The following is a 23,288-nucleotide window of genomic DNA, read 5'->3' on the forward strand; positions in this document are numbered from 1 at the left end:
ATATTAAATACGCAGGTTAAAAATCTGCACAAGCCCAATAATTATTAGATAAATTGCCACAATGAAGTTAAGCAATCTGGGAAGGATGAGAATCAGTATTCCTGCTATCAGAGCAACTATTCCATTAATATTAACACTTACCTGAAGTGTATGAGTTTGTTGGGCAAGCAGAATTGGCTGATAAAACATGACTAGCTTAGTAAAATAGCGATTAATTCCTAATATTACTTCAAGAAGAAGAACACCTCACTTAGAGTATAGCCCCATTATCGAGCAAGGTTAAAGCTTGTTAAACAACAGGTTTTCAGCAGGTTGGCAAATACATAATCGTCTTCTTCTAATACCGATTCCAACTATAGTTAATGTTGCTAGGATATTCGCGGTAGGTCTAATTTTCAGAACACTCTAACACTCCCCTCACCGCTCAAGGGGAGATTTTATTTTTAAATTGCGATCGCGCTAATTTAAGTAGGTAGGTGAGAATAAAAGTAGGTATGTTAATAAATGTAAAAATTGCTGAAATCCTTACCAATGACAAATGACAAATGACGACCTTCACGAGTTAACATTATTCGTGCCAACCTACTTATCTATTCTTTTTCTGGTCGAATACTCAAGTATCGGTCTTTGCGAATGGCACTAATGACAGCCTGAATATGACTTTCTGCTGCACCCAAGCTTTTGAGGAGATGGTTTCCCACTTCAAGTGCTGCTTCAAATTCCGGTTGCACTACTTCTTTTGCACCCATCTGAGTTAAAAGATCAATTTCGCTGTCAGAGTGCGATCGCGCAATGACATCCAATCCAGGTGCTATTGCTAAGGCACGTTTGAGAAGCAACCTAGTACTAGCCGGATCTGGTAGGGCAATTGCCAAGGCTTTTGCTGTTTCCAAATGGGCTTTTTCCAGCACTAACTCGGAATCAGCATCACCAAAAATATAAGGGATTTTGTGAAACCGCAATCTTTGCACTGCTGCTTCACTATTCTCAATTACCAAGACTTGATAACCCTGACTTTGTAAAATTTTAACAATTACTTGCCCTACTCTTCCGTAACCAGCCACCACCACATGACCATTGATTTTTTCTGGTATCGATAGGGTTTTTGGTGTGGAAAACCGCCGCCAGAAATTCGCCAGTAAGGGCATGCGGGTGAAGCTATCTCCCAAGCTAGGTGCAATGTTTAGCCACGTGGGAGTTAGCACCAGGGTAATCGCTGTTGTTCCTAAAAGCAACAGATAAGTTTGTTGGGAGATGAGTCCCAATCTCAAACCTGTCAGCGCTAATACAAAAGAAAATTCACCAATTTGATTGATACCAAAACTAACGATAACAGCAGTTTTGAGAGAATAGCCAAAGCTGAGAACAATCGGCAAAACAATTGCAGCTTTGCCTAACATGACCAGTGTCACTAATCCTATAATCAGCCCTAAGTTTTCTAAGAGAATACCTGGATCGATAAGCATCCCAATCGAGGCGAAAAAAAGACTAGCAAAGGTATCACGTAGAGGCAAAACTTTAGACAGTGCTTGATCGGCATGGTCAATCTCAGAAATCATTAACCCGGCAACAAATGCCCCCATCGCCAGCGAAAGACCCAAACCAGCTGTAACCAAAGCAACTCCCAAGCATAAGGAAATGACTGCCAATAGAAACAATTCATTACTTTCGGTAGCAGCAAAACTGGCAATTAGGCGGGGTACAATCCATCGACTTAACGCGATCGCTACTGCAACAAAAACTAAGACTTTTAGAATAGCAATGCCAAGTGACCAGCCTATATTTTCTGGTTGCCTCAGGGCAGGCAAAATAGCTAATATCAAACCCAAAGCCAAATCCTGGGCAATTAAAATTGCCAGCATAATTTGACCATGTAGTGTATTAATTTCACTTTTTTCTATCAGTGTTTTCAACACTACTGCTGTCGAAGAAAGAGAAAGAACCGCGCCTAGAAAAATTCCCTGAGAAAGTCCCGATGCCCAGCCCATAACAACAGTTACAAATGCTACCAGCACGATTGTCAGCCCAATTTGCAGCAGACTTCCTCGCAGGGCAATATCCTTGACTCGTTTCAATTCTGCCAAAGAGAATTCCACACCCAAGGCAAACAGCAAAAAGGCAACACCAATTTCTGCTAAAGATTTAATTTGGGTAACTTCGCTTAATAGCTTGAAACCAAAAGGTCCTACAACCAGTCCACTTACTAAATAGCCAAGCAAAACCGGTTGACGTAGTCGATTTGCCAGATAACCTCCCAGCGCCGCAGCCCCTAAGACGATGGTGAGATCCAAAATCAAATTTTGCCCAGTTGCCATGTTTTCCGTTGGTTGCTAAACCTGTGTGAGTTACTCTCTCAGGCTAACTCGACATCAGAGTAATTATCTGGGCAACATAGAAACAATTTAGACAATAATTTTAGACAAATAGTTAAGTAGATTAGTGCAAATCAACATAACTTTGCATTATAGCTTTTAGTCGTTAGAAAAAATTTCTTAATACTTATTTACAGAGCTAATTTTATTTCTGCCTACTTAATTAGCTATTAGTAGTCTGCCACAAAGATTTTGACATGCTAAAGGAGTTCGTAGTAAGCAGCAAGCGTGCTTAAATGAGGGCTAAAGCCCTCACTACGAACCTATCAAAATTAGTGTGGTGGACTATTAGGCTTTGACATAAAAGATAGAGCAAAACATTTGCAATTCGGCTTGTGTTCTCCCTTACACGTTTGTGACACAAATGCTTTACCCTGACAAAAATGACTATGTTGTGGCTAAAAATGCCAAAAAAACTATTTTTCAGGGACTACTCCACTGGAATTTTCATCTGATGAAGGCTCGACTTGCTTTATCTGCTTCTTCATGACGATGATATAGGCTGCTAACAAAATGCTAATGAGAATACCTTCCATCGCCAACCTCCTAGGTTGTTATGTAATTACCGACAAGGCGATTGTTGAAGACCTTACTAATACATCACCACGTTTAAGGGTAATTCCTGATTGGAGTACAAATAACTTAATTTTTCTACCCCTTTATCAATCAGCAGAAACAGGAGAGTGGGGGAGTGGGGGAAGTAAGGGGAGTAGGGGGAGAATGACTATTGACTAATGACTAATGACTAATGACTCTTCAAGGCAACCTCACTGCTACACTACCTGCATGAGCTGGTAAACCTTCTGCTTCTGCAAGGGTAATCGCTGCTTTGCCTATGGTTTGTAATGCTTGTTCATCGCATTGCAAAGAAGTAATTCGCTTCATAAAATCATACACACTCAAGCCGGAAGCAAAGCGAGCTGAACGTGCGGTAGGTAACACATGATTGGGGCCGCCGACATAATCACCAATTGCTTCTGGGGTGTGGCGTCCTAAAAACATACTACCAGCACAACGAATCTGATTGGCAAGCAATTGTGGTTCGTCTACGCACAATTCCACGTGTTCTGGTGCTAGTTGATTCAACAGAGGAATGCTTTCTTCTAAATTGCTGACAATAATCACTGCACCATGTTTTTCCCAACTTGCACTAGCTACTTCTTTAGTGAGCAAGGTTTTGAGAATCTCTGCAACTGCTGCGATCGCTTTTTCGGCAAAAGTTTCTGAATCAGTAATCAAAATTGACTGGGCGCTAGGATCGTGTTCTGCTTGCGAGAGTAAATCCCAAGCAATCCACTCTGGGTTGTTCTTGCTATCGGCTACTACTAAGATTTCTGAAGGGCCAGCGATACTGTCAATTCCAACCCTGCCGAATACCTGGCGTTTGGCTTCAGCAACGTAAGCATTCCCAGGCCCGACAATTTTATCAACAGGGGCAATGGTTTCTGTACCGTAGGCTAAGGCTGCTACAGCTTGCGCTCCACCAATACCGTAGATTTCGGTAACACCTGCTACTTGGGCAGCTGCTAATACCGCAGGATTAATTTCACCACGAGGCATCGGTACTGTCATGACAATTCGTTCTAACCCAACAATTTTGGCAGGTAGTGCATTCATTAATAGAGAACTGGGGTAACTTGCCCGTCCTCCGGGTACGTAAATTCCTACTGTAGATAAGGCTACCCAGTTTAAACCTAGCTTCACGCCCACTTCATCGGTGTAGGCGATATTTTGCGGTAGTTGTTTTTGATGAAAAGCAGCAATGCGATCGGCTGCAGTTTCTAATGCTGTCTTGACATGATTGGGACATTGGGCTGCTTGCTCAACAATAAAGCGATCGCTCAAACGAAAAGACTCGGGGCTGTAGTGGTCGAAACGACTAGTATATTCCTTGATTGCTGCATCACCACGCTCTTTCACATCAGTGATAATCTCTCGTACTGTGCCACTGACATCAACCGTTGCTTCTCTTCGCTCATTGACAAATGTTTTGAATCTAACAGAAAAATCCTTGTCGGTTGTTTTCAGTAGCTGCATGGAGAGTCTCCCGGAAGTAGCGAACGTTTTGATATTACAGTCAATATTTAGTTTAAAGCGGGAGTAATAATTAAATAAGAGTCAACAGTCCAGAGTCAATAGTCAATAGCTAAAACAGTTTGGGCTCTTAAGTGTGACCTTTTGACAAATGACAAATGACCAATGACTAAGAGGCATATTATGGATTTTGAAAGCGAAGTAAACGTTAAAAATGCTGCACAAAATATAAAATTCGCTCAGCCATCCATTTCTCGTAAACCACTGGAATTGCTCAGAGATACAGAGGCTTTGTTGCGTCGTCCAACTGTCACAACACTAGCGCCTATTTTACCACCTAAGATAAGTAATAATTTGCAAATGGCCTCTTCTTTAGCAGAAGAATCTTTGAAAGAGCTAGCAGAAATTGACCTAGAGCAAATTAGTGACTGGGAATTACGACCTGCACGCATTCGTGTTGGCTTGAGTTTCGTTGGGTTTGGAGCACTGATGATTGTTTTATTACTACTCTACTTAAACAGCCTGCATCCAGAACTAACTCCAGTTGAGCAGATCGGAAAATATTGGTATCAATATGTTTGGTTTGTTTGCTTGGGCGTAGCAGGAATGTTTATTCTCGGTCGAGAAGCGATGCGTCCTACTAAAAATCTTCAAAAGCCAAACAAACGCTGAATGTGCTTGCTCTGAACTACTTCCCATATTTAATGAAGGAAATTTCAAATATGGAAACAGCTGTTTGAGAAAATTAATAACTTACGTCTGATGTGAATTATCAAAACCAATGTTATATCCAGGATTCTGGGCTTTGTAGAGACGCGAAATTTCGCGTCTCTACACCGAAAATACAAGGTTTCAGCCTCTAATTCACATTAAGCGTAACTTTGAAAAAGCTGTAGTAGAGAATGAGATAATGATTATCAAGTTTTTTGAATTTTTCCAAGAGCAATAGAAAAGACGCTTTTTATAATAATTGACTTGTCAAAAAGGAAAAAGTTGGAAATTTTCGTGAAGCGATCTCAAGGAAAGTGCTTTTTGGGGCGATTACATGAAAGTTTACGAAGATGTTTTTAACAATACCAGAACTTCTAGGGCGTCTTTGTAAATTATTCCTGCTGACTACAAATGGTTTATACGCCTTGCATTGCTGGCATTATTAGCTTGAAATTATAGGACTAGTATTTGATTTTTGAAAAGATACATAGGGGAGGCAAAAAGGGGTGTGGATTTTCCTCCCCCTTTATTGCCGTTGCGTTACGCCAAAGGCTAACGCACCATTCTATGTTTTTGGTGCCGTACTCTCGCCGATCGCACACCCTACGTATACTTAGATTTTTTCAATAATCAAACCGGATTCCTATAACAGAAATCAAGCTCAGGTAATTAACGGTAAGTAAATAACATCAGCAACAGTTTTTGCAAGCAAAGGCGATGCCAGAGCAGGAAGATTAATGATGAAAATATAAAATTTCTTAAAGTGCAGCAGCACTGATGTAATGGTATCATGCCTATTAACTTGAGTAATAGCACTCGTCTTTTATGCTCCATTTTCTCCTACACACACCTGATTTTGGCGCTAGAAAAACAGAGTTTATTTTGAGTGAGGTGACGCCTTTTTAATCCTCATTTCACAAAGAAGACTGAACAGGTTTAAATTGATATCTTTCGGCATCTCAGTAAGAGCCTCTGGCTCTAATTCTTGTAATTCTCATTACACAGTTGAACCGGGTAACGAGGATTTGTGGGCTCCTGCCTCCAGGCTGTTGCAAATGATGCAAGACTCCCATGCACCAGGGCGCACAGCAAAGAATGAAAATCTCTCTTCCAATGCCCAATGCCCCATGCCCTATGCCCAACTTTCAAGACAGATGTCAATTAAATCGGATTTAGTATCCTTTGCTTAAAGCTCAAACCAGTTCAAACTAGACCTGGGGTATTTGTGACTAATTCTTAAAATAAAAATAAACTTAATCTCATCAAATCCTCACAAATTCCTCAGATTTGTCGCTTAACCTCAATGTATTGCCAAAAGAGAGGTGGCAAGTATGGAACCAAGGACACTTGCACAATTCCTCAGTTTTTTGCAGGAGGATTTAGCAATTCCCGACACTGATTTGCAATTAGCATTGCGACATCCCGAGCAGACTCCAACTTTGTTACCAATAATTCTGTGGCAATACGGACTGGTAACATTAAACCAGCTCGATCGGATTTTCGACTGGTTGCAGGGGAATGTTTGAGGTTAAGCCAAAATGAAAGCACAAAAACGTCTTGGTATTCTTACAAGTGGCGGTGATTGTCCAGGACTTAACACCGTGATTCGGTCAGTTGTCAGCCACGCTACCCTCTCCTACGGCTGGGAAGTATGGGGTATTCCCTATGCAACAACAGGACTACTAGAGCAAAAAGCAATTCCTCTGGCGATGCATGGTCTAGACTTGCATGGGATCGACCCTTTACTGTGCATAGGAGGAACGATTCTTGGGAGCATCAACAAAGGAGATACCCTAGCTCATGTTGATGAGATTCTCGCCGGCTACCAGGCTTTAGAATTAGATGCACTAATTGGTATTGGTGGTGATGGTAGTCTTGGGATTCTCAACCAACTGCAATCTCAAGGCAATTGGCAATTCATTGCTATTCCCAAGACGATTGATAACGATGTCGCACTAACAGAAAGAATGGTCGGATTTGATACAGCAGTCAATACAATTGTTGATGCTCTGAATCGCCTGACCTTCACTGCTGCCAGTCACGATCGCGTTATGATTGTTGAGGTGATGGGACGTACAGCCGGACACCTGGCGCTACACGCTGGTATTGCAGGTGGTGCGGATGTGATTTTAATCCCCGAAATACCCTATTCGATTCCGGAAATTTGCCAACATTTAGCTGAATTGCGCGATCGCAACTGGCGTAGATTTGCAATTATTGTAGTAGCAGAAGGCGCTCATATTCCTCTGGATTCTTCTTGCAATCCATCCTGTGAAAAACCAGCTTGTGGTATTACTCAGTATATTGCCGATGAAATTAAGCGTTGTAGTACCTATCCTATAGATGTCCGGGTTTCAGTTTTGGGACATATCCAACGCGGCGGTATACCCTCTGCTTCTGACCGTTTGGTAGCTACAGCTTTTGGCAAAGCAGCAGTAGATTTGGTAGCTGCTGGGCAAAGTGGTTTAATGGTAGCTTGGCATAACGGGCGAGTGATGCCAGTATCTTTGGGAAGAGTTTTGGCGAAAAGTCCGTTACCTGTAGATCCGAATGGTTTTTTAGTAGAAACGGCTCGTTGTATGGGTATCTATGTTGGTAAAAAGTAATTACTAAATACTAAATTTGACACTTACAAGAGTCTAGATAATTAAAGAGCGATCGCATCTGCAACTTCCGGACTTCATATGATTTGTAAAAAAACTCCTGTACTGGATTAGCAGTACAGGATTCTTAACTCAATTAAATTAAATTATTGGTGTCTATTCTTAGGAGGATCTCCCTCAAATGGTTGTACTCCTGTTTCTGGATAGTTGTCATCTCTAGGACCAAAAATTCTCGCGAATCCAGCGTAGATATAACGAACAACGTTCTGAGGAATTTCTACTATTTTCTGCCAAAAGCCACCTTGCTTAGTAGTTTCCTTATTAGGATTAGTCATAGAAGATTCTCCGGAATTTTATCAAAGATTGGTCAGTAGTTATCATCAACTACGTATACCAAGACGGATGAAAAGGTAATGGGGAATGGGGAATAGGGAATGGGAAATTTAAGATATTGTTTTCTTTCTACTATTTTAATTGGTAGTAGATGTGCCTGCTTCTCCAGCAGCACGAGTCTGCATAGTTTCTTGTAAGTGGTCTACATATTGGCGCTGTTCGGTTAAGGATTCTCTGGCTTCTTCTGTAATGTCACTGCCACTTGATTTTTCTAATTCTTCTAAAGTACGAGCCTGCATGGTTTGTTGTAAGTGTTCTTCGTGCTGACGCTCTTTTGTCATCGCTTCCCGTGCCGCCTCTTGCACGGTGAGATCCACTTTCACCACATTGCGTTTAGCCGCCTCAATTTTGGGAAGAGTTAGTGTCAAAACACCATTCTTGAATTCCGCTTTGACCTGATCGTTTTTAACAGCTACTGGCAACGGTACTACCCGTTGGAACTGACCATAGCGAAACTCTGAGCGGATTAAGCCTTTGTCTTCATCGCGTTTTTCTTGTTGATATTCTCCACTAATTGCAACTGCGTCTGTACTGACTTCCACATCCAAGTCTTTAGCTTCAATACCTGGAACTTCAGCTTTTAGGATAATGTCTGCATCTGTTTCTTTGAGTTCAACGGCTGGTGCCCAAGTCGCACCTAATTTCGGAAACAGACCTTCACTCTGTTCGCGATGCATCCACTCATCAAACAGACGATTCATCTGTTGACGTATGGTATCGAGTTCTCTTAAAGGTTGCCAACGAATTAAAGACATATCCTCTTCCTTTGTTACACCTGATGATAAAACTTTGGTTTCGAGCCAAGGAAGCTATGGGGATTAAGCTTGTAACTGTAACTGTTGGCTCTAGTTTCACAATAGGTAAACAATTTGAGGAACTTGTGAGGATATCAAAGGGTTGAAGCAGTATGCAAACCGATAGCCTACTATGCTCAGTACCAGGGCAAATTAAGTTGCCCGTCGTATTTGAAAAAATACTACTCAGTGACGGTATGGGCGTTTCTTACGTCTGTGTCGAACCAAATCACTTCAGCGAACACAGCGATCGCAATTTCAAAATTTCCGTTCTATTCAAGCAAGCATCTATTTGGGCTAAGTGGCAGACAGCGACTGGGCAGCTAAAACGTAAGCATGTCAAAGAAGGTCACGTCTGCATCATTCCTGCAAATCTACCACACGAGACCTCTGTAGAAAAGCAGATGGAGATGGTTGTTATCAACTTGGAACCGACTTTTATTTGTTCTGTTGCTTCGGAATTAAATAAAAAATCTTTTGAAATTGTAGAGCATTGGGCAGCTAGAGACCCCTTAATTCAACAACTTGGGTTGGCACTGCGTAGCGAATTTATTGTCGGACTGCCCCAAAGTTCATACGTTGAATCAGTGGGAAATATATTAGTTACACATCTGCTGAGACATTATTGTGCCAACAAACAATCGCCAGATGAGCCAACATTTACTCTCCCAGAACACAAGCTGCGACAAGCCATTGCTTATATCAACGGTAATTTGGAACAGAACATAACACTTGCTCAACTTGCCTCTTTTGTTGAGATGAGCCAGTATCGGTTTGCCCGTGCATTCAAGCAATCTACTGGCATTTCTCCCCATCAGTACATACTCGAATGTAAAGTCGAGCAAGCAAAAACTTTACTAAAACATACTCAGATGTCAATTGTCGAAATAAGTTATTCTCTTGGTTTTGCAAGTCAAAGTCACTTTACATCAACTTTTCGCCGATTTACTGCAATTACACCAAAAGAATATAAAAAAGCACTTTAAGCCAGGCAAGATTTTGATAGCAGGGAAGCAAGAAATTGAAAGACCGTGAGATTACACGGTGACTAATCTTTAATTTAGTCAACACAGAGCGTAAACAATGGACTTTAATCAAGCATCTTTTCTTCCAGAGGCTGAGCAATATCATGAAATAGCCGCCCATTTTGTTCCAGGTTACCAGTCTTTGTATGAGATTGCTCGCTGCTATTTGAGTCTTCATTTGCCAAAAGTTGCAGATATTCTTATCGTTGGTGCTGGAGGGGGAATGGAAATCAAAATCCTCTCTAGATTTTCTCAGCAGTGGTCTTTTGCTGCGGTAGATCCATCATCCCGCATGTTAGATGTTGCAAAATTCTGGACAGAACGGAGCAACGCTTTGAATAGAGTGCAATTTACAGAAGGATTTGTGTCAGATTTGCCTTCATCACAAGTATTTGATGCTGCCACCTGCGTGTTGGTGATGCACTTCCTGCCTGACGAAACTGAGAAATTAAAATTACTCAAAGATATTGCTCTGAGGCTAAAAACTGGGGGAATTCTGATTTTAGCTGATTTGGCTGTGCCAAAAGAAACTGAAGAGTTTGAAGTATTTCGACAACTTTACAGCACACATGCAGAACAACAAGGTGAACCAGAGGTAAGGATTAAAGATATTCTGACGGTGCTTGAAAACTTTGTACACCCAGTATCAAATGTACGAGAAAGCGAGTTAGTTAAATTAGCCGGGTTTAATACCCCTACAATGTTTTTTTCATCCATATGGTTCAAGGCATGGTTTGCTTTGAAAGAGTGACTTTAAATAAGTAAGAAGTAAAAAGTAATAAGTAATAAGTACTTGTTAGTTTTGACTTAATGTAAGCGTGAGAGATTTAGACTCATCACTAAGACCAAGACCACCTGCCGAGGAATTATGGTGGGGGAGTTCAACCCATTTCAATAAGTAATAAATTCGTTCTAAGTTTTCCAAACTTATTAAGCTGATGCGCGCTTAGATTAAATATTCGATTCTGAGGGCTATCCAAGGTCAAGAGTCCAAAGTCCAAGCTAATCTTTGACTCTGGACTCTGGACTCTTGACAACCCGATCGCGAAATATACAATTTAAATGCGTAACAGCTTACTTATTACTTATTACTTATTACTTATTACTTTAGTTAAAAATGGACTTTACTATTCAGCCTCAATATTCCCAGAAGCAATTTGAATAACTTTTTCACCATCCACATCATGCCGTTCTGCCGAATGCAGTAGTGCGTCGCGTAAGACAGGAGCTAGTTTCTTGTTGGAGGTCAACAACCGCCATCCCATTTCGTCACGAATGAGAAGTTGGAGCACATCAGGTCTAGCGTAGTGACCCATTGTGTCGAGAATCGCATTGTGAGCTTTTCTCATCCAGGCATGACATTCTGCGTACAGAATAGTAGGCTGATTATGCACGGGCCCAGCAATGGGAACACCTAATGGATTAATGATGGTACTGCCCCCATTAGAGTGGTGATAGTTCCGAAAATCTGGGTCGCCTTTCTTGTACGGAAAATCTTCAGGAATGTCATTATCATCAAAAATAGAACTCGCTAACAGGGTAAATGCTCCAGATTCAACCGAGTGAGCACGTGCCAAAGCTTGTCCAAAAAAGACCCCTTCAGTGTCTGCCTCGACTAGTGTTAGACCTTTATGCAGTGCAAAAGAGCCATGCCATACAGAGACATGAAAGTCTTCACCTTGGGCAATTAGCGCAGCGCGAACCAATGTCATGGCATGTTCACCACAGATGAGACCACCAATGCGTCCAATATCGGTTTCAAAAACAACTAAATCTGAAGCATCTCCCATACCCCAAAACGTCTTTTCTTGCCCGGTTGGCATTAACTTCCGATGTCGACCCATCAGTGAGCCGTCGCGACTAAAGTATATCAAACTACTATAAATAGTATCGACTTCTGGACGCGGGTCGATTTCATTACACCCCATGACTACATAAGCGTTCGCAGTCCGTGCTGCTTGACCAATCTTTTCAGTATCTTCACTAGGTGCCATGATTGCTGCATCGTGGAAGCGAACCCGTCCCGCAATCCATTTCAAGCGTTCTGTATTCCAACCTTCAGTCCAATACGGGTAGCCTGCTAACCAATTTTCAGGAAAGACAATCAGTTCCGCACCATTTTCTCCCGCTTCCTTAATTGCTGCACAAGCCCGTTCAATTGACTTTTCTTTATCCATGTAGGCTTGTGAAATCTGCACTATTGCGACTTTGACGCTTTCACGTCCGCCCATAATTTTTTTGGCACTCTTCTGTAATGTTGTAAACATCAGAAAAAATATTGCTTGGTTTAAAAACGAAACCTTTTCGTTTCATTTAAGATAACATGGGAAATATTACAGTTCAAGTCCTCACTTTTAATGACTCTGGTATAAAGCTAGGTGCAGCTTTGCATAAATAAAGTAGCGATTTGAAACGCACCAGGGACGCGGAGTAGGCACACCAGGTAGCAGAGTCTTTGTGCAAAAATTTCGCTATGAACTTACAAAATGTTGTACTAAGTACCAAGCGCACTTCTTACGCAAATGTTTTGAGAAAAGTCAATGATCCAAGAAGTAAATTTCAATGAATCCAAATCCAAAGGTGGACGACCGAAGAGCGGAACAACGCAAGAGCGGATAGAGCGGTTGCTTGATGATGCGGCAAAGGTGTTTTTGGAATACGGCTATGGGCTATCAAGCATAGACATCTTAGCTCGTCAAGCCCATGTTGCAAAGCGCACTATCTATCAGCATTTTGGGAATAAAGCTGAACTATTTGGTGCTGTTGTCCGGCGTTTAAGTGACTCTGTAGTTTTATCTTTTCCTCATCTGGGTAGTGATACACGACCCATAAAACAAGTCTTGACAGCTTTTGCCTATCAGTTACTCGAAAGAGTTTTGTCACCGGAAGTACTCGGATTACATCGTATCGTCATTGGGGAAGCATGTCGTTTTCCTGAATTGGCGAAGCAGTTTTACGATAATGGGCCAGGGCGTGCTATTACCGCCCTTGCCGATTATCTATTGAGTCAAAAAGAACTTGGGGTGATGGAATTAGTTGAACCCAAAATTGCAGCAGAACAATTTTTCAACATGGTGCTTGGTGAACTTTATCGTCGGGCTTTGTTAGGTATTGACCCTACACCGACACCAGAAAAAATAAGGGAGCACATTGACTGTACAGTGAACCTTTTTCTGCGGGGGTGTCGTCCTAGCTGAGTTTGCTGGCGTTTGTAGCGTAAGAGTGTTAGCGATACAACCGCTACTTTTGAATCACAAATTTTACGTGTATCCTGGCAAGCTCTCCTATGAACGTGACATCAAAGCGATTAGATTTGCTTACAGATTCCAATCCAGGGCTGATGCTACTTGAGTCGCTAATTCTAAAGGATTGAATGGTTTAGCGATCGCAGCTTTTATACCTAATTGAGCATAGCGACGGCGGTCGGTAGCTTGTATCTTTGCGGTTAATAAAATTACCGGAATAGCTTTGGTTGCAGGATTTGCTTGTAGCTTCTCAAAGGTTGTCAAACCATCCATATCTGGCATCATCACATCCAGCAAAATTGCATCGGGTTGGCTAGTCTCAGCCTTACTGATACCTTCTTTACCAGAACCTGCGGTTACGACTTCCCAGCCTGCCACCGTTTCCAGGCAAACTTTGGCAACTTCTTGAATGTATTCCTCGTTATCAATTACCAGAATTTTCTTGGTTGTCATTGTTACCGTCCTGACCGGAATACTGTGTAATTTGGTGCAGTAAGTTCATTACCCGGTGTTCAAATTCTTGGGGTGTTACCTGTCCTTTTTTGAGAAATTCAGTATGTCCTAACTTCAATCGCTGTCTCTCAGATTCTTCTAGTTCCCTTGCTGAGTAAATCATCAGAGGAATTTTGCAAAGTTGATTATGCTGCTGCAACCATTCCACCACTGCAAATCCGTCACCCTCCGGCAAAATTAAGTCGAGAATCAGCAAGTCAGGATTGACTTCTTGACTGAGGCGAATTGCTTCTCTACCAGTTTTGGCATGAACGGTTGCAATATCATGAAGCTCAAACAGGGTTTGCAGAACTTCTGCCAAGCCAGGATCGTCTTCAACTAGCAGTACGCGGACTCGTTTTGAGGAATTAGTCAGTGCTTGTCGCAACGACTGAACTAGTAGGCTTTCTTCCAGAGGCTTACTTACCCAGTTCACAAAGTCCTGATTTGGTTGATTGGTATCAGTAGGCGTGCAGACACTACAAATAATAATGGGAATGTCCTGAGTATCTACCCGTTCCTTGAGAACTGCCATTGTTTCCCAACCATTCATATCGGGCATCAGCAAATCTAATAAAATCAAATCTGGACGTTGGCTAGATGCAGCGGCGATCGCTTCTTCACCATCAGCCACCGTCACTACGCGATAGTGCCGTTTTTCTAGAAGTGTTCGTAACTCTTTACGAATCTCAGGATCGTCATCACAGACTAACACTAAAGGCAATTTATCACTAGTACTTGGTTCTAAATCGCTAGTGTCAGAAAACTTTAGTATCGGCAAGCTAAAGTAAAAACTACTACCCTTGCCTAGTTCGCTATCTACCCAGATACGACCTCCATGCTGTTGGACAATACTCTTACAAATAGCTAAGCCCAAACCAGTACCATCATGGTTGCGAGCATCCGAAGAATCCACCTGTTGAAAGCGCTCAAAGATACTTTCAATTTTATCAATTGGAATACCGCGCCCGGTGTCTTTCACCTGGAAAAGGACATAGGGAGTTGGGAATTGGGCATTGGGAATTGGGCATTGGGAATTGGGCATTGGATCTTTTCTATGCTCGATGCCCCGTGCCCCTTGCCCATTCCCTAACTCTGTGCTCAACCAAACTGTAGAACCAGCAGGTGAGAATTTAATAGCGTTACTGAGTAGGTTAGTCAGGGTTTGCACAATGCGATCGGGATCTGCCCATATCTGTTGAGATAAGCTAGAAACTGATAGGCTAACTCCTGCTTTATCTGCCAAAGGTTGCATGACGTTTACTGCTTCAGCAATCAGATCGACAACGTTGCAGGTTTGCTTTTCCATCTTGACTTTGCCCGACTCGATGCGTTCGATGTCGAGGATGTCGTTGATTAACCTGACTAAGCGTTCCGTACTATCTACAGCAATTTGCAGCAAGCGTTTGCCCTGTTCAGAGTCTGGCTTAATCAAACCACTTGCCAACATTCCCAATGAACCATGAATTGAAGTCAGGGGCGTGCGGAGTTCGTGACTGACAATAGAAACAAATTCATCTTTCATTCGTTCAATTTGCTTGCGATCGCTGATATCTTGCAAGTAAACCGTATATACTGTCTCTTCCCCCAGTTTTAATTTAGAAATAGAAGCCTCTGCTGGAAATTCTGTACCATCTTTGCGACGACCGTAAATTTCGCGGCGTTCTCCCATCCGGCGAGCGACTTTTGCGGATCTACCAAAGTCTGCCACATACTGCCGATGTGCCTCAATGTATTTTAATGGCAGGAGTAAGTCCAAGGGCTGTCCCAGTACTTCCTGTGCAGTGTAGCCAAAAATTTTCTCAGCTCCTTGGTTAAACAAAGTAATCCTTTGGTTGCCATCAATAGAAATAATCGCATTATCTGCAATCGCAACTATGCCAGCAAACCTGGCTTGCGAGTTCCGTAACTCTTCTTGGGCGCGTTGGCGCTGGTTTAATTCTAATTGAAGTTGCTCGTTAATCCTAGTTAACTCAGCTGTACGTTCCGCCACTCGCAATTCCAATTCGTCCTTAGCTTGGCGTAATGCTTGCTCTGTATGTTTTCTCTCCAAAGCTGCTGAAAGTACGTTGGCGATAGATTGAACAAAATGAATATCACGTTGTGTAAAAGTTTGTTTCTTGGAAGTATACGCACCCAAAACACCATAAGAACCATTACGTTTGGGAATAGGTACGCTTAAGCCGCTAATTACACCATGTTCTCGTAATAAAAAAGAACCCTGAAACCGCGTTTCTGTAGGTAGGTGTTCGATAATTATCGGCTGTTGCACCTGCAAAGTATAACCAGCACTAGAAGAATCTAGGTTGATAATTGCTTGACCAACTAGTCCTTCTCGCCAGCCTACACCAGATCGTAACAGTAGAGAACTGCCATCAGGAAGCAATTCCAACAGTTTGCAATATTCAACACCCAAATTTTCTGCTACCAGTGTGACTGCTTCATCCATCAAGCTAGAGAGGTCTTTGCCTAACAAGGCTGATTGACCCAATTGCGCTACAGTTGCTTGTTGACGAATGCGGGTGTTGAGTTTCGCTTCTGTCTGTGCGTCCCCGTGTCTCCCATTTGACTCTTCTGTTATTCTTGGGTAAGTTTCACTCATTCGCCGCCGTAACTTAATCCGTTCTAGGCGATTGACAATCCTAGTTACGAGTTCTGGCCCGACTATGGGCTTGCTGACAAAGTCATCTGCACCAACTGCAAAAACCTGATTAACGATGTCAGCATCGCTGTGGACTGTCAAAAACAATATTGGCAACTCGCTCCAGTGCGGGTCGTTGCGTACTACCTGGCAAATTTCTATACCACTTATCTCTGGAAGTTCCACATCTAGAATGAGTAAGTCTGGCTCCACTGTTTGCAGAGTTTCCCAGAAATGACGCGGTTCTTCTAGGGTTGTAACTTTAATACCCCAAGGTTTAAGTAATATTTGCAACAGTGCCCCTATCTTCGGGTCATCATCTACAGCCAATATATGCGCTTCTGCATGAGGAGCCTCTTGCAATACTTGAGTGACTGCTTCCAGGACTTGGGAAACGGGCATCGGCTTTGGTAAAAAAGAATGTCCGCCATTGCGAGCTACTTGCAAGCGGTTGCTGAAATTGCTTTCCTCAGTAAAAACTAGCACTGGTACTGGGGGTTTACGCTGTTTCAATTCTGCTAGCAAGCTGAAGCTGTCCTCGGGATCTGGGGAAACATTAGGATCTAGCAGCACCACGGTTGGATGTTCTCGGTACAGCTTATTTCTCGCTGTTTCGATGTTAGTGGCGATCGCCACCCTAAAATCACTGTTAGCCGATTCTTGTTGGATTTGTTCGGCGAGAACGCGATCGCTATCAACCACCAACAGCAAAGGATGTTCATCTTCATTGGGGAGTGAAGATTGCGCAGTTTGGTCATGACGCTCAATGTCCTGGCGCAATTGCTGAACCCACTCAAGCAACTGAGTAGTTTCGTCCGCGTTCAAAGCTTTATTAGCTTTGAGCAACCGCTCAATTTTGCGTGCCAGTTTCGAGCCAACAGAAAAACCAAAAGTCCCTAAAGAGCCTGCCAGCGTATGTGCTTCTTGTAGTGCCTGTTTCCGTAGTTTTTGATTCAGTGCCTTGCACTTTGCAGCACCAGCAGCTTGCTCCAGCAGCGCCACCTGTTTTTCAATCTTACCTTTAAAGCGATTCCAAACTTCGGCGATCGCAAAAATAGTTTGCTGTTGAGTCTCCTCGCTAATAGGAGATGGGCTAATTCTGACATTTTCCCCCTCTCCCCCTCTCCCCTTCTCCCCCTCCTCCTTGCGTGGTTTCAAACGATAGCCAATGCCATAGACTGTTTCAATCAGATCTCCTGGTGCTCCCACAACTTTTAATTTTTGCCGTAATCCTTTGATGTGGGTACGAACAGCCTCTTCTCCTGGTGTGTCTTCATAAGACCAAAGATGCTCTAAAATCATGCCGCAGCTGAACACTCGGCGACTATTTCGCAACAATAACTCCAATAATGCATATTCTTTAGGAGTTAATGACAGTAACTCCCCAGCATAGGTTACTTCACAGCTTGTGGGATCGAGCCGCAAATCACCCCATTCTAAGACTGGTTGCGATACTAAACTGCCACGACGCAACAGTGCTCGGATACGAGCAACTAATTCCTCCTCGTCAAAAGGTTTAACTAGGTAGTCATCTGCCCCTGCATCCAACCCTATCGCCTTCTCGTGACTGCTATCGCACCCCGTTAACAATAGAATTGGCATTCGCAGACCGCGAGATCTAATTTGACGACAGAGAGTAATTCCATCTATCTGCGGTAAGATTACATCTAGAAGAATGAGATCGTAGTCGAAAGTTTGGATTAAATCCCAAGCTGCCTGACCATCCAAAGCAACTTCTACTGCATAGTTGTGATTAGTAAGGACAGCGGCGAGTACATGGGTGACAAGCTCGTCATCCTCGACAATTAATATTTTCATTGTAAAAACTTAAATAATATTAACGAAAACCAAGAGCTTTGGGCGCGAAGAATTAAAATTCCGAGTTTCAATAAATGGTATCAATGTTGATCTTACAAAGAGATACTGAAAAGAGTTAATCTTGCTTCACAAATTTCTAACCTGTGTTTACAAAATTTAAAAAAGTAGTCAAAAATCCATAGTGAAAAACTTTTTGACTATTGACTATTGACTATTGACTATTGCCAAAACAAAATTTCTTGTAACAAGAGAGACACACAAATATGGAACTCAAATCAGTAGCGATGGAAATACCTGAAGCGAGTAATATCATCATTGGTCAAACCCACTTTATTAAAACAGTGGAAGATTTATATGAAATAATGGTAGGAATATCTCCCCAGGTAAAATTTGGTATCGCTTTTTGTGAAGCATCCGGCCCGTGCTTAATTCGAGTAGCAGGCAACGATCAAAATCTCCAAGAAGTAGCAATAAAAAATGCCCAATCTCTAGCAGCTGGTCACAGCTTTGTCATTCTCTTAAAAGATGCGTATCCTATCAACTTTTTGAATGCTATCAAACAGTGCCCAGAAGTTTGTAATATCTACTGTGCTACAGCGAATCCAGTGCAGGTGATAGTTGCTGAAACAGAACAAGGCTGTGGCATTGTTGGGGTTGTGGATGGATTTTCACCCAAAGGTGTAGAAAGTGCTGATGATGTCAAAGCACGGAAAGAGCTTCTGCGTAAGATTGGTTATAAGCTCTAAGTAATGAGCGTTATCTCGGTCAATTCACATCTAGCTTGAAAATAGGGATTGGGGATCGGGGATTGGGGAAGAGGTATTTTTATCCTTGGTTGTGGGATTTTCCCGTGATTAGCTAGCTTGAAAATAGGGATCGGGGATCGGGGATCGGGGAAGAGATTTTCATTCCCTCGTTGTGTTATTTATCACATGAGCGTCTTGCACAAGATTAGACAAAGGTTGGGTTCAGCTTTGGATTTCGGTATCTATACAAAACGTGCGGCATACCAGCGTGCATGATATTTTCTTCAAATGAAAATCCTATCTTTTGCATTACTCTTTCAGAGCTTTGATTAGTAACTAATGTGTAACACACCATACTTGGATAACAAAATTGATCAAATGCAATAGATAGTATCTTTTTCCCAATTTCTACTGCCAGACCTTTACCCCAGAATTTAGGCATCAGCGCATAGCCGAGTTCAACTTCTTCATTTCTATTTACAGTTACCCTTCTGATGCCGCCCCGTCCCACAAATGTGCCAGTTTCTTTTTCAAAAAACACCCACTGACCATGCCTATAACATTCCCATTGCTCACAATTCCACTTCATTTTCTCCCAGGCTTTTTCTTGATTCCAAGTACCTCCTAACGTAGCCATAACCTCTGCATTGGAACCCATGTTAAGCCACAATTGCCAATGAGACTCGCTTATCCTTTCGCCTCTTAGCCTTTGCGTTTCAATTAGCTCAACTTCCATCCCCCCGATCCCCCAATCTTTACTTCCTCACAACTTCCTCAAGTTTTTCTGCTATTGATAGAGTAAACTAGTTAATTTAAGACCGAAGTGAGAAGAATAAAGTCTTTAGTCTGAAATTTTTTATTCTTCATCCTTGTTTTAACTGTTAATTCCCCAATAAGAAAGGGGGTGAACTAATGAATCAAGTCCTGGTTGCTGTTATAGATGGAACTAGAGCTAGGTTTCTGACTTTAGAACAGGCAGAATTACCAGAATATGAGTCTAGCCCCAATTTGGTTGAACACAAAAGTCTATTTAATCCAGTTAAGGAACTACAAGGTAAAGAACTTTGGGCGAATGTTAAATCTGGACGCAATCAAGGTTTAAGTGGTCAAGCCCACGCCTATGATGATGGCCGCCAACAACATGTAACTGAATTTGAACGGCGGTTTGCTCAAGTCATTGGTAATGAAATCCTCAACTTCACTCAAGCTAAGCGCATCCAACGATTGCTATTAATAGCAGAACCGCATATTCTAGGAATCGTGCGAGAAGTTGTTACACCTTTACTACCCAAAAATTTACAGATCCAGGACTTAGCCAAGGATTTGAGCAAATTCAAGCTCAAAGAAATCTATGAATACTTAGCTAGCAAAAGTTTACTACCAATTCGCAAACAAGCTTCAGGCTAAAAACTTGAAAGCTCTAACGAGAGTAGAAGGGGAAAGAAAGGGTTAAAGGAATAGTTTTTCCTTGTCTCTTTCCCCTTTCTGCTTATAACCCTTACCGCTCTCTTGCAAAAGTTACTTTTGCAAGAGATCTACTATAGATTGATTAGAATCTGTAACCCACTCCGATCATAATACCCACATCTGTCTCATCCACAAAAGCAGCATTGACAACACCTGTTACCATAAATTGCGAAGATAAAGGATAATCTACACCACCAGTGAGTAGAAAACCAAAATCGGAGTCACCATTTGTGCTAATGGCTACACCAGCACCTGCAAAAGGAGCTATAGAAATGCCTTCTCCACCAAAGGGACTTGCTTGTTGGAACGCAAAGTCGTAAGTGATGGGAACTAGAACGATAGTGTCGTCTCCAATTACAGCCTGTGGTCGTACGGATATATTATTTGTCAAACCAAATTTACTCAACACTGCAAAGTTACCGCTACCTAGAGCCGTATCCCCACCGAAACCAATATTGCCACCAATACCAATATAGTTTCTACGAACTGCAACACCTTCTTCTTGTTGTTCACCATCCAGATCTAGCGAAACATCAGGCGGTACGAGGACGTTATCAATCGCATAGATATAACCATTACTTGCTTGAACGCTTGCTTGAACAGCTGCATTGTTCACCGCAATTTGACTGGTATTAGGGTCAATTTTAACATTGACAGGTCTTTGCTCAAGGGTTTGGAGATCGCCAGGCGAGAGTTGGTTAGGAGCTACTTGATTGGGAACGATATGATAATTTAAAACCCTGAGCAGCGTTTCTCTGTTTTCGGGCTGCTGTAAGCGTTGTAGAGTTTCCGGTGGCAAAGCTGCAAATGCCTGATCGGTCGGAGCGAAAACTGTATACGGGCCTGGTTGTCTAAGAGCATTCTCTAGACCTGCTGCTCTGATTAAAGAAATCAGGGTTGTAAAGTTATTACTAGACTCAGCCAACGAAAGAATATCACTTGCAGCTTGTTGAGTACTACCAGGGCCACCCACAATATAACTGGCGGCTGCAACATTGGTTGGCAGTGGTGGTAACTGTCCCAATCTCACCAAGGCTTGATATAAATGAGCTGCTGCTTCCGCACGGGTTAAACCTGCTTGCGGGTTGAGCGTTTTGACATCAGGATAATTGACTACAAGATTGGCTTGCGTTGCACCTGCTACCTGAGTAACTGCATAGGATGGGATCTGCCCAGCGTCTGTATAGTAGGTATTAAGAATATTTTCTGGGGAGTCGGTAGGAGTTAAATTCAATCCATTGGCTAAAGCAGCGATCGCCTGAACTTTAGAAACTGTCTGATCGGGCGCAAACAAGTTATTAGGATAACCCGCCATAAATCCAGCTTCATAGGCAGCCCTAATTGCCGAAGCAGCCCAATAGTTCGGAGGCACATCTCTGAACCCTTCCGGTGGTAACTGCCGAACTGGATTGAGCTGAAATGCTCTCTGGAACATGGCAGCAATCTCAGCCCGAGTTACAGGCTGGTCTGGTTTGTATGTACCATCGGGAAAGCCAGTGATTATGTTTCTTGCTGCTAAACCTTGAATAAATGGCAGCGCCCAGTAATCTGCTGGCACATCAGGAAAGGAGACAGCAGCAGGTGCTGGTGCTGTAGGTGCTGGTACAGCAGGTGCTGGTGTAGTTGGTGTAGTTGGAGTTGTCGGTGTCGTTGGGGTTGTCGGTGTAGTTGGAGTTGTCGGTGTCGTTGGGGTTGTCGGTGTAGGCTCACTAACCTGAGCTGAAGCCGGAGCGGAAATTATTTGGGTCGCTGTTGTAGCTGTGACTCCAAAAGCTACCAATGTAGTACTCGTTAATGACCAGCCAAATAAACTACGCATGAAAAGTTCCTCCTCAACAAAATTGATGCACTTCACTCAACAACAACTTTTACATGATTTGGGTCACAAAAATACATTATTCATGTTTTTTTTGTGATGATATCAGTTGGTTTTGTAAATGAAAATAGAACTTTTTCTCTTGACTTAACTTTCAGAATGTCCTTGTCACGGAGGTCAACAATTTTCATCAAAAAGAGTACTTTTTGATGTATCACAAAAACTTATGTCTGCTTTCAAGAAAATATATTCATCTTGATAGATGTCTTTCTCCTAGAGTTTTATACAATTAGAGCTTTGTAGAATGATGTAATCCTGAATACAACAAAAAGAGAACAAAAGAAATCGGTGTTTATGTGCGTTGATATATTATTTTTTACTCAATTGAAATTGCTAAAATGTTTAGTAAATTAATTGGAATTTTGTCAGCGCGATCGCCAGTTACATTGTTAGTTGCTAATCGCTTAGCTATAGAATTTTCATAGTTATTACCTTTTGTTCAAGAACACGATCAAGGCAGTACTTACGCACTCTGTTAATAATACCAGCTTTTTGGCCTGTCAGACATCTATCAAAAGCAAGGAAGAGATATATATCGAAAGCCAGTGACGATCGGTACTAAAAGCCTGTTATGCTAGATCAAGGCTACTCTTTGCCCTATTTAAGCAAGCTAGTCGAATCGTAGATTAGAGTTATTGCTTTATCTAAATTTGCATTTGGGAATTCCTGAACTAATTTTCAGAGACTAAAGTTAAGTAAAGGTTATTAAGCGACAAGTATATTTTTTTAGAGTAGTGCAGTTTCATCCCAGTGCTCTACTGGATTTTCTAGGCTCTACGCAAAGTTAGGCAGAAAGCCTCTACAGTGAAATATTAATTCTATGGGGTATCTAGGTGTGGCGAATTCTATTTTTTCCTGCCGTGATGTAGAAGCCCGATCCTAGGAAAAGACACTGCATATCTATGGGTGGCTTACCGTAGGGTAGGAGAGGATGATTCGCCGTAACATGTTGAGAAGACATGGTAGAAAAAATACTTTGGAAATCTGAATTTTGAGGGTGTTAGTATAACTCCTCTAGTGGGTATTTGCGTTTTTGAGAAAATAAAGGTAAATAAGAGACTTTAAATATGG

General features: G+C 42.2%; 18 protein-coding genes and 1 pseudogene. 9 read left to right on the plus strand and 10 right to left on the minus strand.

What is annotated here, in order from left to right; translation table 11 throughout:
- Positions 1-3: 3 nt before the first annotated feature.
- The 3 genes from FIS9605_RS36765 to hisD form a co-directional block, all read right to left on the minus strand.
- A complete protein-coding gene (locus tag FIS9605_RS36765) occupies positions 4-189 on the minus strand; it encodes a DUF3096 domain-containing protein (protein WP_035139525.1) in 186 nt (61 codons plus the stop codon).
- Between the two features lie 401 nt (positions 190-590).
- Positions 591-2,315 carry a cation:proton antiporter gene (locus FIS9605_RS0110950; RefSeq protein WP_026732631.1) on the minus strand — a complete coding sequence of 575 codons (1,725 nt, stop codon included), beginning with the start codon at positions 2,313-2,315 and terminating at the stop codon, positions 591-593.
- 813 nt (positions 2,316-3,128) lie between these two features.
- Positions 3,129-4,409 (minus strand): histidinol dehydrogenase, encoded by a 1,281-nt coding sequence (gene hisD / locus FIS9605_RS0110960; protein WP_026732632.1) that lies wholly within the window; start codon positions 4,407-4,409, stop codon positions 3,129-3,131.
- Between the two features lie 180 nt (positions 4,410-4,589).
- On the opposite strand from hisD, the gene FIS9605_RS0110965 reads away from it, so the two are divergent.
- The 4 genes from FIS9605_RS0110965 to FIS9605_RS0110975 all read left to right on the plus strand — a co-directional run bounded on the left by FIS9605_RS0110965 (position 4,590) and on the right by FIS9605_RS0110975 (position 7,723).
- Entirely contained in the window at positions 4,590-5,078 is a 489-nt protein-coding gene (locus FIS9605_RS0110965; RefSeq protein WP_026732633.1) for a hypothetical protein, read from the plus strand.
- 1,094 nt (positions 5,079-6,172) lie between these two features.
- Complete coding sequence (locus FIS9605_RS46050) at positions 6,173-6,307, plus strand: hypothetical protein (RefSeq protein ID WP_269321026.1); 135 nt, start codon at positions 6,173-6,175, stop codon at positions 6,305-6,307.
- 141 nt (positions 6,308-6,448) lie between these two features.
- The gene (locus FIS9605_RS0110970; protein WP_026732634.1) at positions 6,449-6,643 is read left to right on the plus strand and encodes a DUF2949 domain-containing protein; all 195 of its coding nucleotides are present in this window, start codon (positions 6,449-6,451) and stop codon (positions 6,641-6,643) included.
- Positions 6,644-6,655: 12 nt separating this feature from the next.
- Positions 6,656-7,723, plus strand: a complete 1,068-nt coding sequence (locus FIS9605_RS0110975; protein ID WP_026732635.1) for an ATP-dependent 6-phosphofructokinase — start codon at positions 6,656-6,658, stop codon at positions 7,721-7,723.
- A 143-nt stretch (positions 7,724-7,866) separates the two neighbouring features.
- Here FIS9605_RS0110975 and FIS9605_RS0110980 read toward each other — a convergent pair whose 3' ends face one another.
- Both FIS9605_RS0110980 and FIS9605_RS0110985 read right to left on the minus strand, forming a co-directional pair.
- Positions 7,867-8,055 carry a hypothetical protein gene (locus FIS9605_RS0110980; protein ID WP_026732636.1) on the minus strand — a complete coding sequence of 63 codons (189 nt, stop codon included), beginning with the start codon at positions 8,053-8,055 and terminating at the stop codon, positions 7,867-7,869.
- A 270-nt stretch (positions 8,056-8,325) separates the two neighbouring features.
- Positions 8,326-8,868, minus strand: a pseudogene (locus FIS9605_RS0110985) (Hsp20/alpha crystallin family protein); the annotation flags it as partial.
- Positions 8,869-9,020: 152 nt separating this feature from the next.
- Between FIS9605_RS0110985 and FIS9605_RS36770 the strand changes: the two are divergent.
- Both FIS9605_RS36770 and FIS9605_RS0110995 read left to right on the plus strand, forming a co-directional pair.
- Complete coding sequence (locus tag FIS9605_RS36770; protein ID WP_051469971.1) at positions 9,021-9,893, plus strand: helix-turn-helix transcriptional regulator; 873 nt, start codon at positions 9,021-9,023, stop codon at positions 9,891-9,893.
- Between the two features lie 97 nt (positions 9,894-9,990).
- Positions 9,991-10,683: a class I SAM-dependent methyltransferase gene (locus FIS9605_RS0110995; RefSeq protein ID WP_026732638.1), complete on the plus strand. Its 693-nt coding sequence runs from the start codon at positions 9,991-9,993 to the stop codon at positions 10,681-10,683.
- A 376-nt stretch (positions 10,684-11,059) separates the two neighbouring features.
- Here FIS9605_RS0110995 and FIS9605_RS0111000 read toward each other — a convergent pair whose 3' ends face one another.
- The gene (locus FIS9605_RS0111000; RefSeq protein ID WP_026732639.1) at positions 11,060-12,199 is read right to left on the minus strand and encodes a carbon-nitrogen hydrolase family protein; all 1,140 of its coding nucleotides are present in this window, start codon (positions 12,197-12,199) and stop codon (positions 11,060-11,062) included.
- Between the two features lie 273 nt (positions 12,200-12,472).
- Between FIS9605_RS0111000 and FIS9605_RS0111005 the strand changes: the two genes are divergently transcribed.
- Positions 12,473-13,129 (plus strand): TetR/AcrR family transcriptional regulator, encoded by a 657-nt coding sequence (locus FIS9605_RS0111005; RefSeq protein ID WP_035139526.1) that lies wholly within the window; start codon positions 12,473-12,475, stop codon positions 13,127-13,129.
- Between the two features lie 120 nt (positions 13,130-13,249).
- On the opposite strand, the gene FIS9605_RS0111010 is transcribed toward FIS9605_RS0111005, so the two are convergent.
- On the minus strand, positions 13,250-13,630 hold the full coding sequence (locus tag FIS9605_RS0111010) for a response regulator (RefSeq protein ID WP_026732641.1): 381 nt from the start codon (positions 13,628-13,630) through the stop codon (positions 13,250-13,252).
- The gene (locus FIS9605_RS0111015; protein ID WP_026732642.1) at positions 13,602-18,128 is read right to left on the minus strand and encodes a response regulator; all 4,527 of its coding nucleotides are present in this window, start codon (positions 18,126-18,128) and stop codon (positions 13,602-13,604) included. The genes FIS9605_RS0111010 and FIS9605_RS0111015 overlap by 29 nt, the downstream gene beginning before the upstream one ends.
- A gap of 263 nt (positions 18,129-18,391) precedes the next feature.
- Between FIS9605_RS0111015 and FIS9605_RS0111020 the strand changes: the two genes are divergently transcribed.
- Complete coding sequence (locus FIS9605_RS0111020) at positions 18,392-18,874, plus strand: adenosine-specific kinase (RefSeq protein ID WP_026732643.1); 483 nt, start codon at positions 18,392-18,394, stop codon at positions 18,872-18,874.
- Positions 18,875-19,079: 205 nt separating this feature from the next.
- Here the strand turns inward: FIS9605_RS0111020 and FIS9605_RS36775 are convergent, their stop codons facing one another.
- Positions 19,080-19,610 (minus strand): GNAT family N-acetyltransferase, encoded by a 531-nt coding sequence (locus tag FIS9605_RS36775; RefSeq protein WP_051469972.1) that lies wholly within the window; start codon positions 19,608-19,610, stop codon positions 19,080-19,082.
- A 176-nt stretch (positions 19,611-19,786) separates the two neighbouring features.
- Here FIS9605_RS36775 and FIS9605_RS0111030 point away from each other — a divergent pair, with 176 nt between their 5' ends.
- A complete protein-coding gene (locus tag FIS9605_RS0111030) occupies positions 19,787-20,281 on the plus strand; it encodes a host attachment protein (protein ID WP_026732644.1) in 495 nt (164 codons plus the stop codon).
- Between the two features lie 142 nt (positions 20,282-20,423).
- Here the strand turns inward: FIS9605_RS0111030 and FIS9605_RS0111035 are convergent, their stop codons facing one another.
- The gene (locus FIS9605_RS0111035) at positions 20,424-22,160 is read right to left on the minus strand and encodes an S-layer homology domain-containing protein (protein ID WP_026732645.1); all 1,737 of its coding nucleotides are present in this window, start codon (positions 22,158-22,160) and stop codon (positions 20,424-20,426) included.
- Between the last annotated feature and the right edge of the window lie 1,128 nt (positions 22,161-23,288).

The organism is Fischerella sp. PCC 9605, assembly GCF_000517105.1.
Lineage (GTDB): Bacteria > Cyanobacteriota > Cyanobacteriia > Cyanobacteriales > Nostocaceae > PCC9605.

What these genes read in the sequence shown, in the direction of transcription:
- FIS9605_RS36765 (WP_035139525.1), bottom strand. Translation starts at nt 189, where the DNA reads ATGTTTTATCAGCCAATTCTGCTTGCCCAACAAACTCATACACTTCAG.
- FIS9605_RS0110950 (WP_026732631.1), bottom strand. Translation starts at nt 2,315, where the DNA reads ATGGCAACTGGGCAAAATTTGATTTTGGATCTCACCATCGTCTTAGGG.
- hisD (WP_026732632.1), bottom strand. Translation starts at nt 4,409, where the DNA reads ATGCAGCTACTGAAAACAACCGACAAGGATTTTTCTGTTAGATTCAAA.
- FIS9605_RS0110965 (WP_026732633.1), top strand. Translation starts at nt 4,590, where the DNA reads ATGGATTTTGAAAGCGAAGTAAACGTTAAAAATGCTGCACAAAATATA.
- FIS9605_RS46050 (WP_269321026.1), top strand. Translation starts at nt 6,173, where the DNA reads ATGATGCAAGACTCCCATGCACCAGGGCGCACAGCAAAGAATGAAAAT.
- FIS9605_RS0110970 (WP_026732634.1), top strand. Translation starts at nt 6,449, where the DNA reads ATGGAACCAAGGACACTTGCACAATTCCTCAGTTTTTTGCAGGAGGAT.
- FIS9605_RS0110975 (WP_026732635.1), top strand. Translation starts at nt 6,656, where the DNA reads ATGAAAGCACAAAAACGTCTTGGTATTCTTACAAGTGGCGGTGATTGT.
- FIS9605_RS0110980 (WP_026732636.1), bottom strand. Translation starts at nt 8,055, where the DNA reads ATGACTAATCCTAATAAGGAAACTACTAAGCAAGGTGGCTTTTGGCAG.
- FIS9605_RS36770 (WP_051469971.1), top strand. Translation starts at nt 9,021, where the DNA reads ATGCAAACCGATAGCCTACTATGCTCAGTACCAGGGCAAATTAAGTTG.
- FIS9605_RS0110995 (WP_026732638.1), top strand. Translation starts at nt 9,991, where the DNA reads ATGGACTTTAATCAAGCATCTTTTCTTCCAGAGGCTGAGCAATATCAT.
- FIS9605_RS0111000 (WP_026732639.1), bottom strand. Translation starts at nt 12,199, where the DNA reads ATGTTTACAACATTACAGAAGAGTGCCAAAAAAATTATGGGCGGACGT.
- FIS9605_RS0111005 (WP_035139526.1), top strand. Translation starts at nt 12,473, where the DNA reads ATGATCCAAGAAGTAAATTTCAATGAATCCAAATCCAAAGGTGGACGA.
- FIS9605_RS0111010 (WP_026732641.1), bottom strand. Translation starts at nt 13,630, where the DNA reads ATGACAACCAAGAAAATTCTGGTAATTGATAACGAGGAATACATTCAA.
- FIS9605_RS0111015 (WP_026732642.1), bottom strand. Translation starts at nt 18,128, where the DNA reads ATGAAAATATTAATTGTCGAGGATGACGAGCTTGTCACCCATGTACTC.
- FIS9605_RS0111020 (WP_026732643.1), top strand. Translation starts at nt 18,392, where the DNA reads ATGGAACTCAAATCAGTAGCGATGGAAATACCTGAAGCGAGTAATATC.
- FIS9605_RS36775 (WP_051469972.1), bottom strand. Translation starts at nt 19,610, where the DNA reads ATGGAAGTTGAGCTAATTGAAACGCAAAGGCTAAGAGGCGAAAGGATA.
- FIS9605_RS0111030 (WP_026732644.1), top strand. Translation starts at nt 19,787, where the DNA reads ATGAATCAAGTCCTGGTTGCTGTTATAGATGGAACTAGAGCTAGGTTT.
- FIS9605_RS0111035 (WP_026732645.1), bottom strand. Translation starts at nt 22,160, where the DNA reads ATGCGTAGTTTATTTGGCTGGTCATTAACGAGTACTACATTGGTAGCT.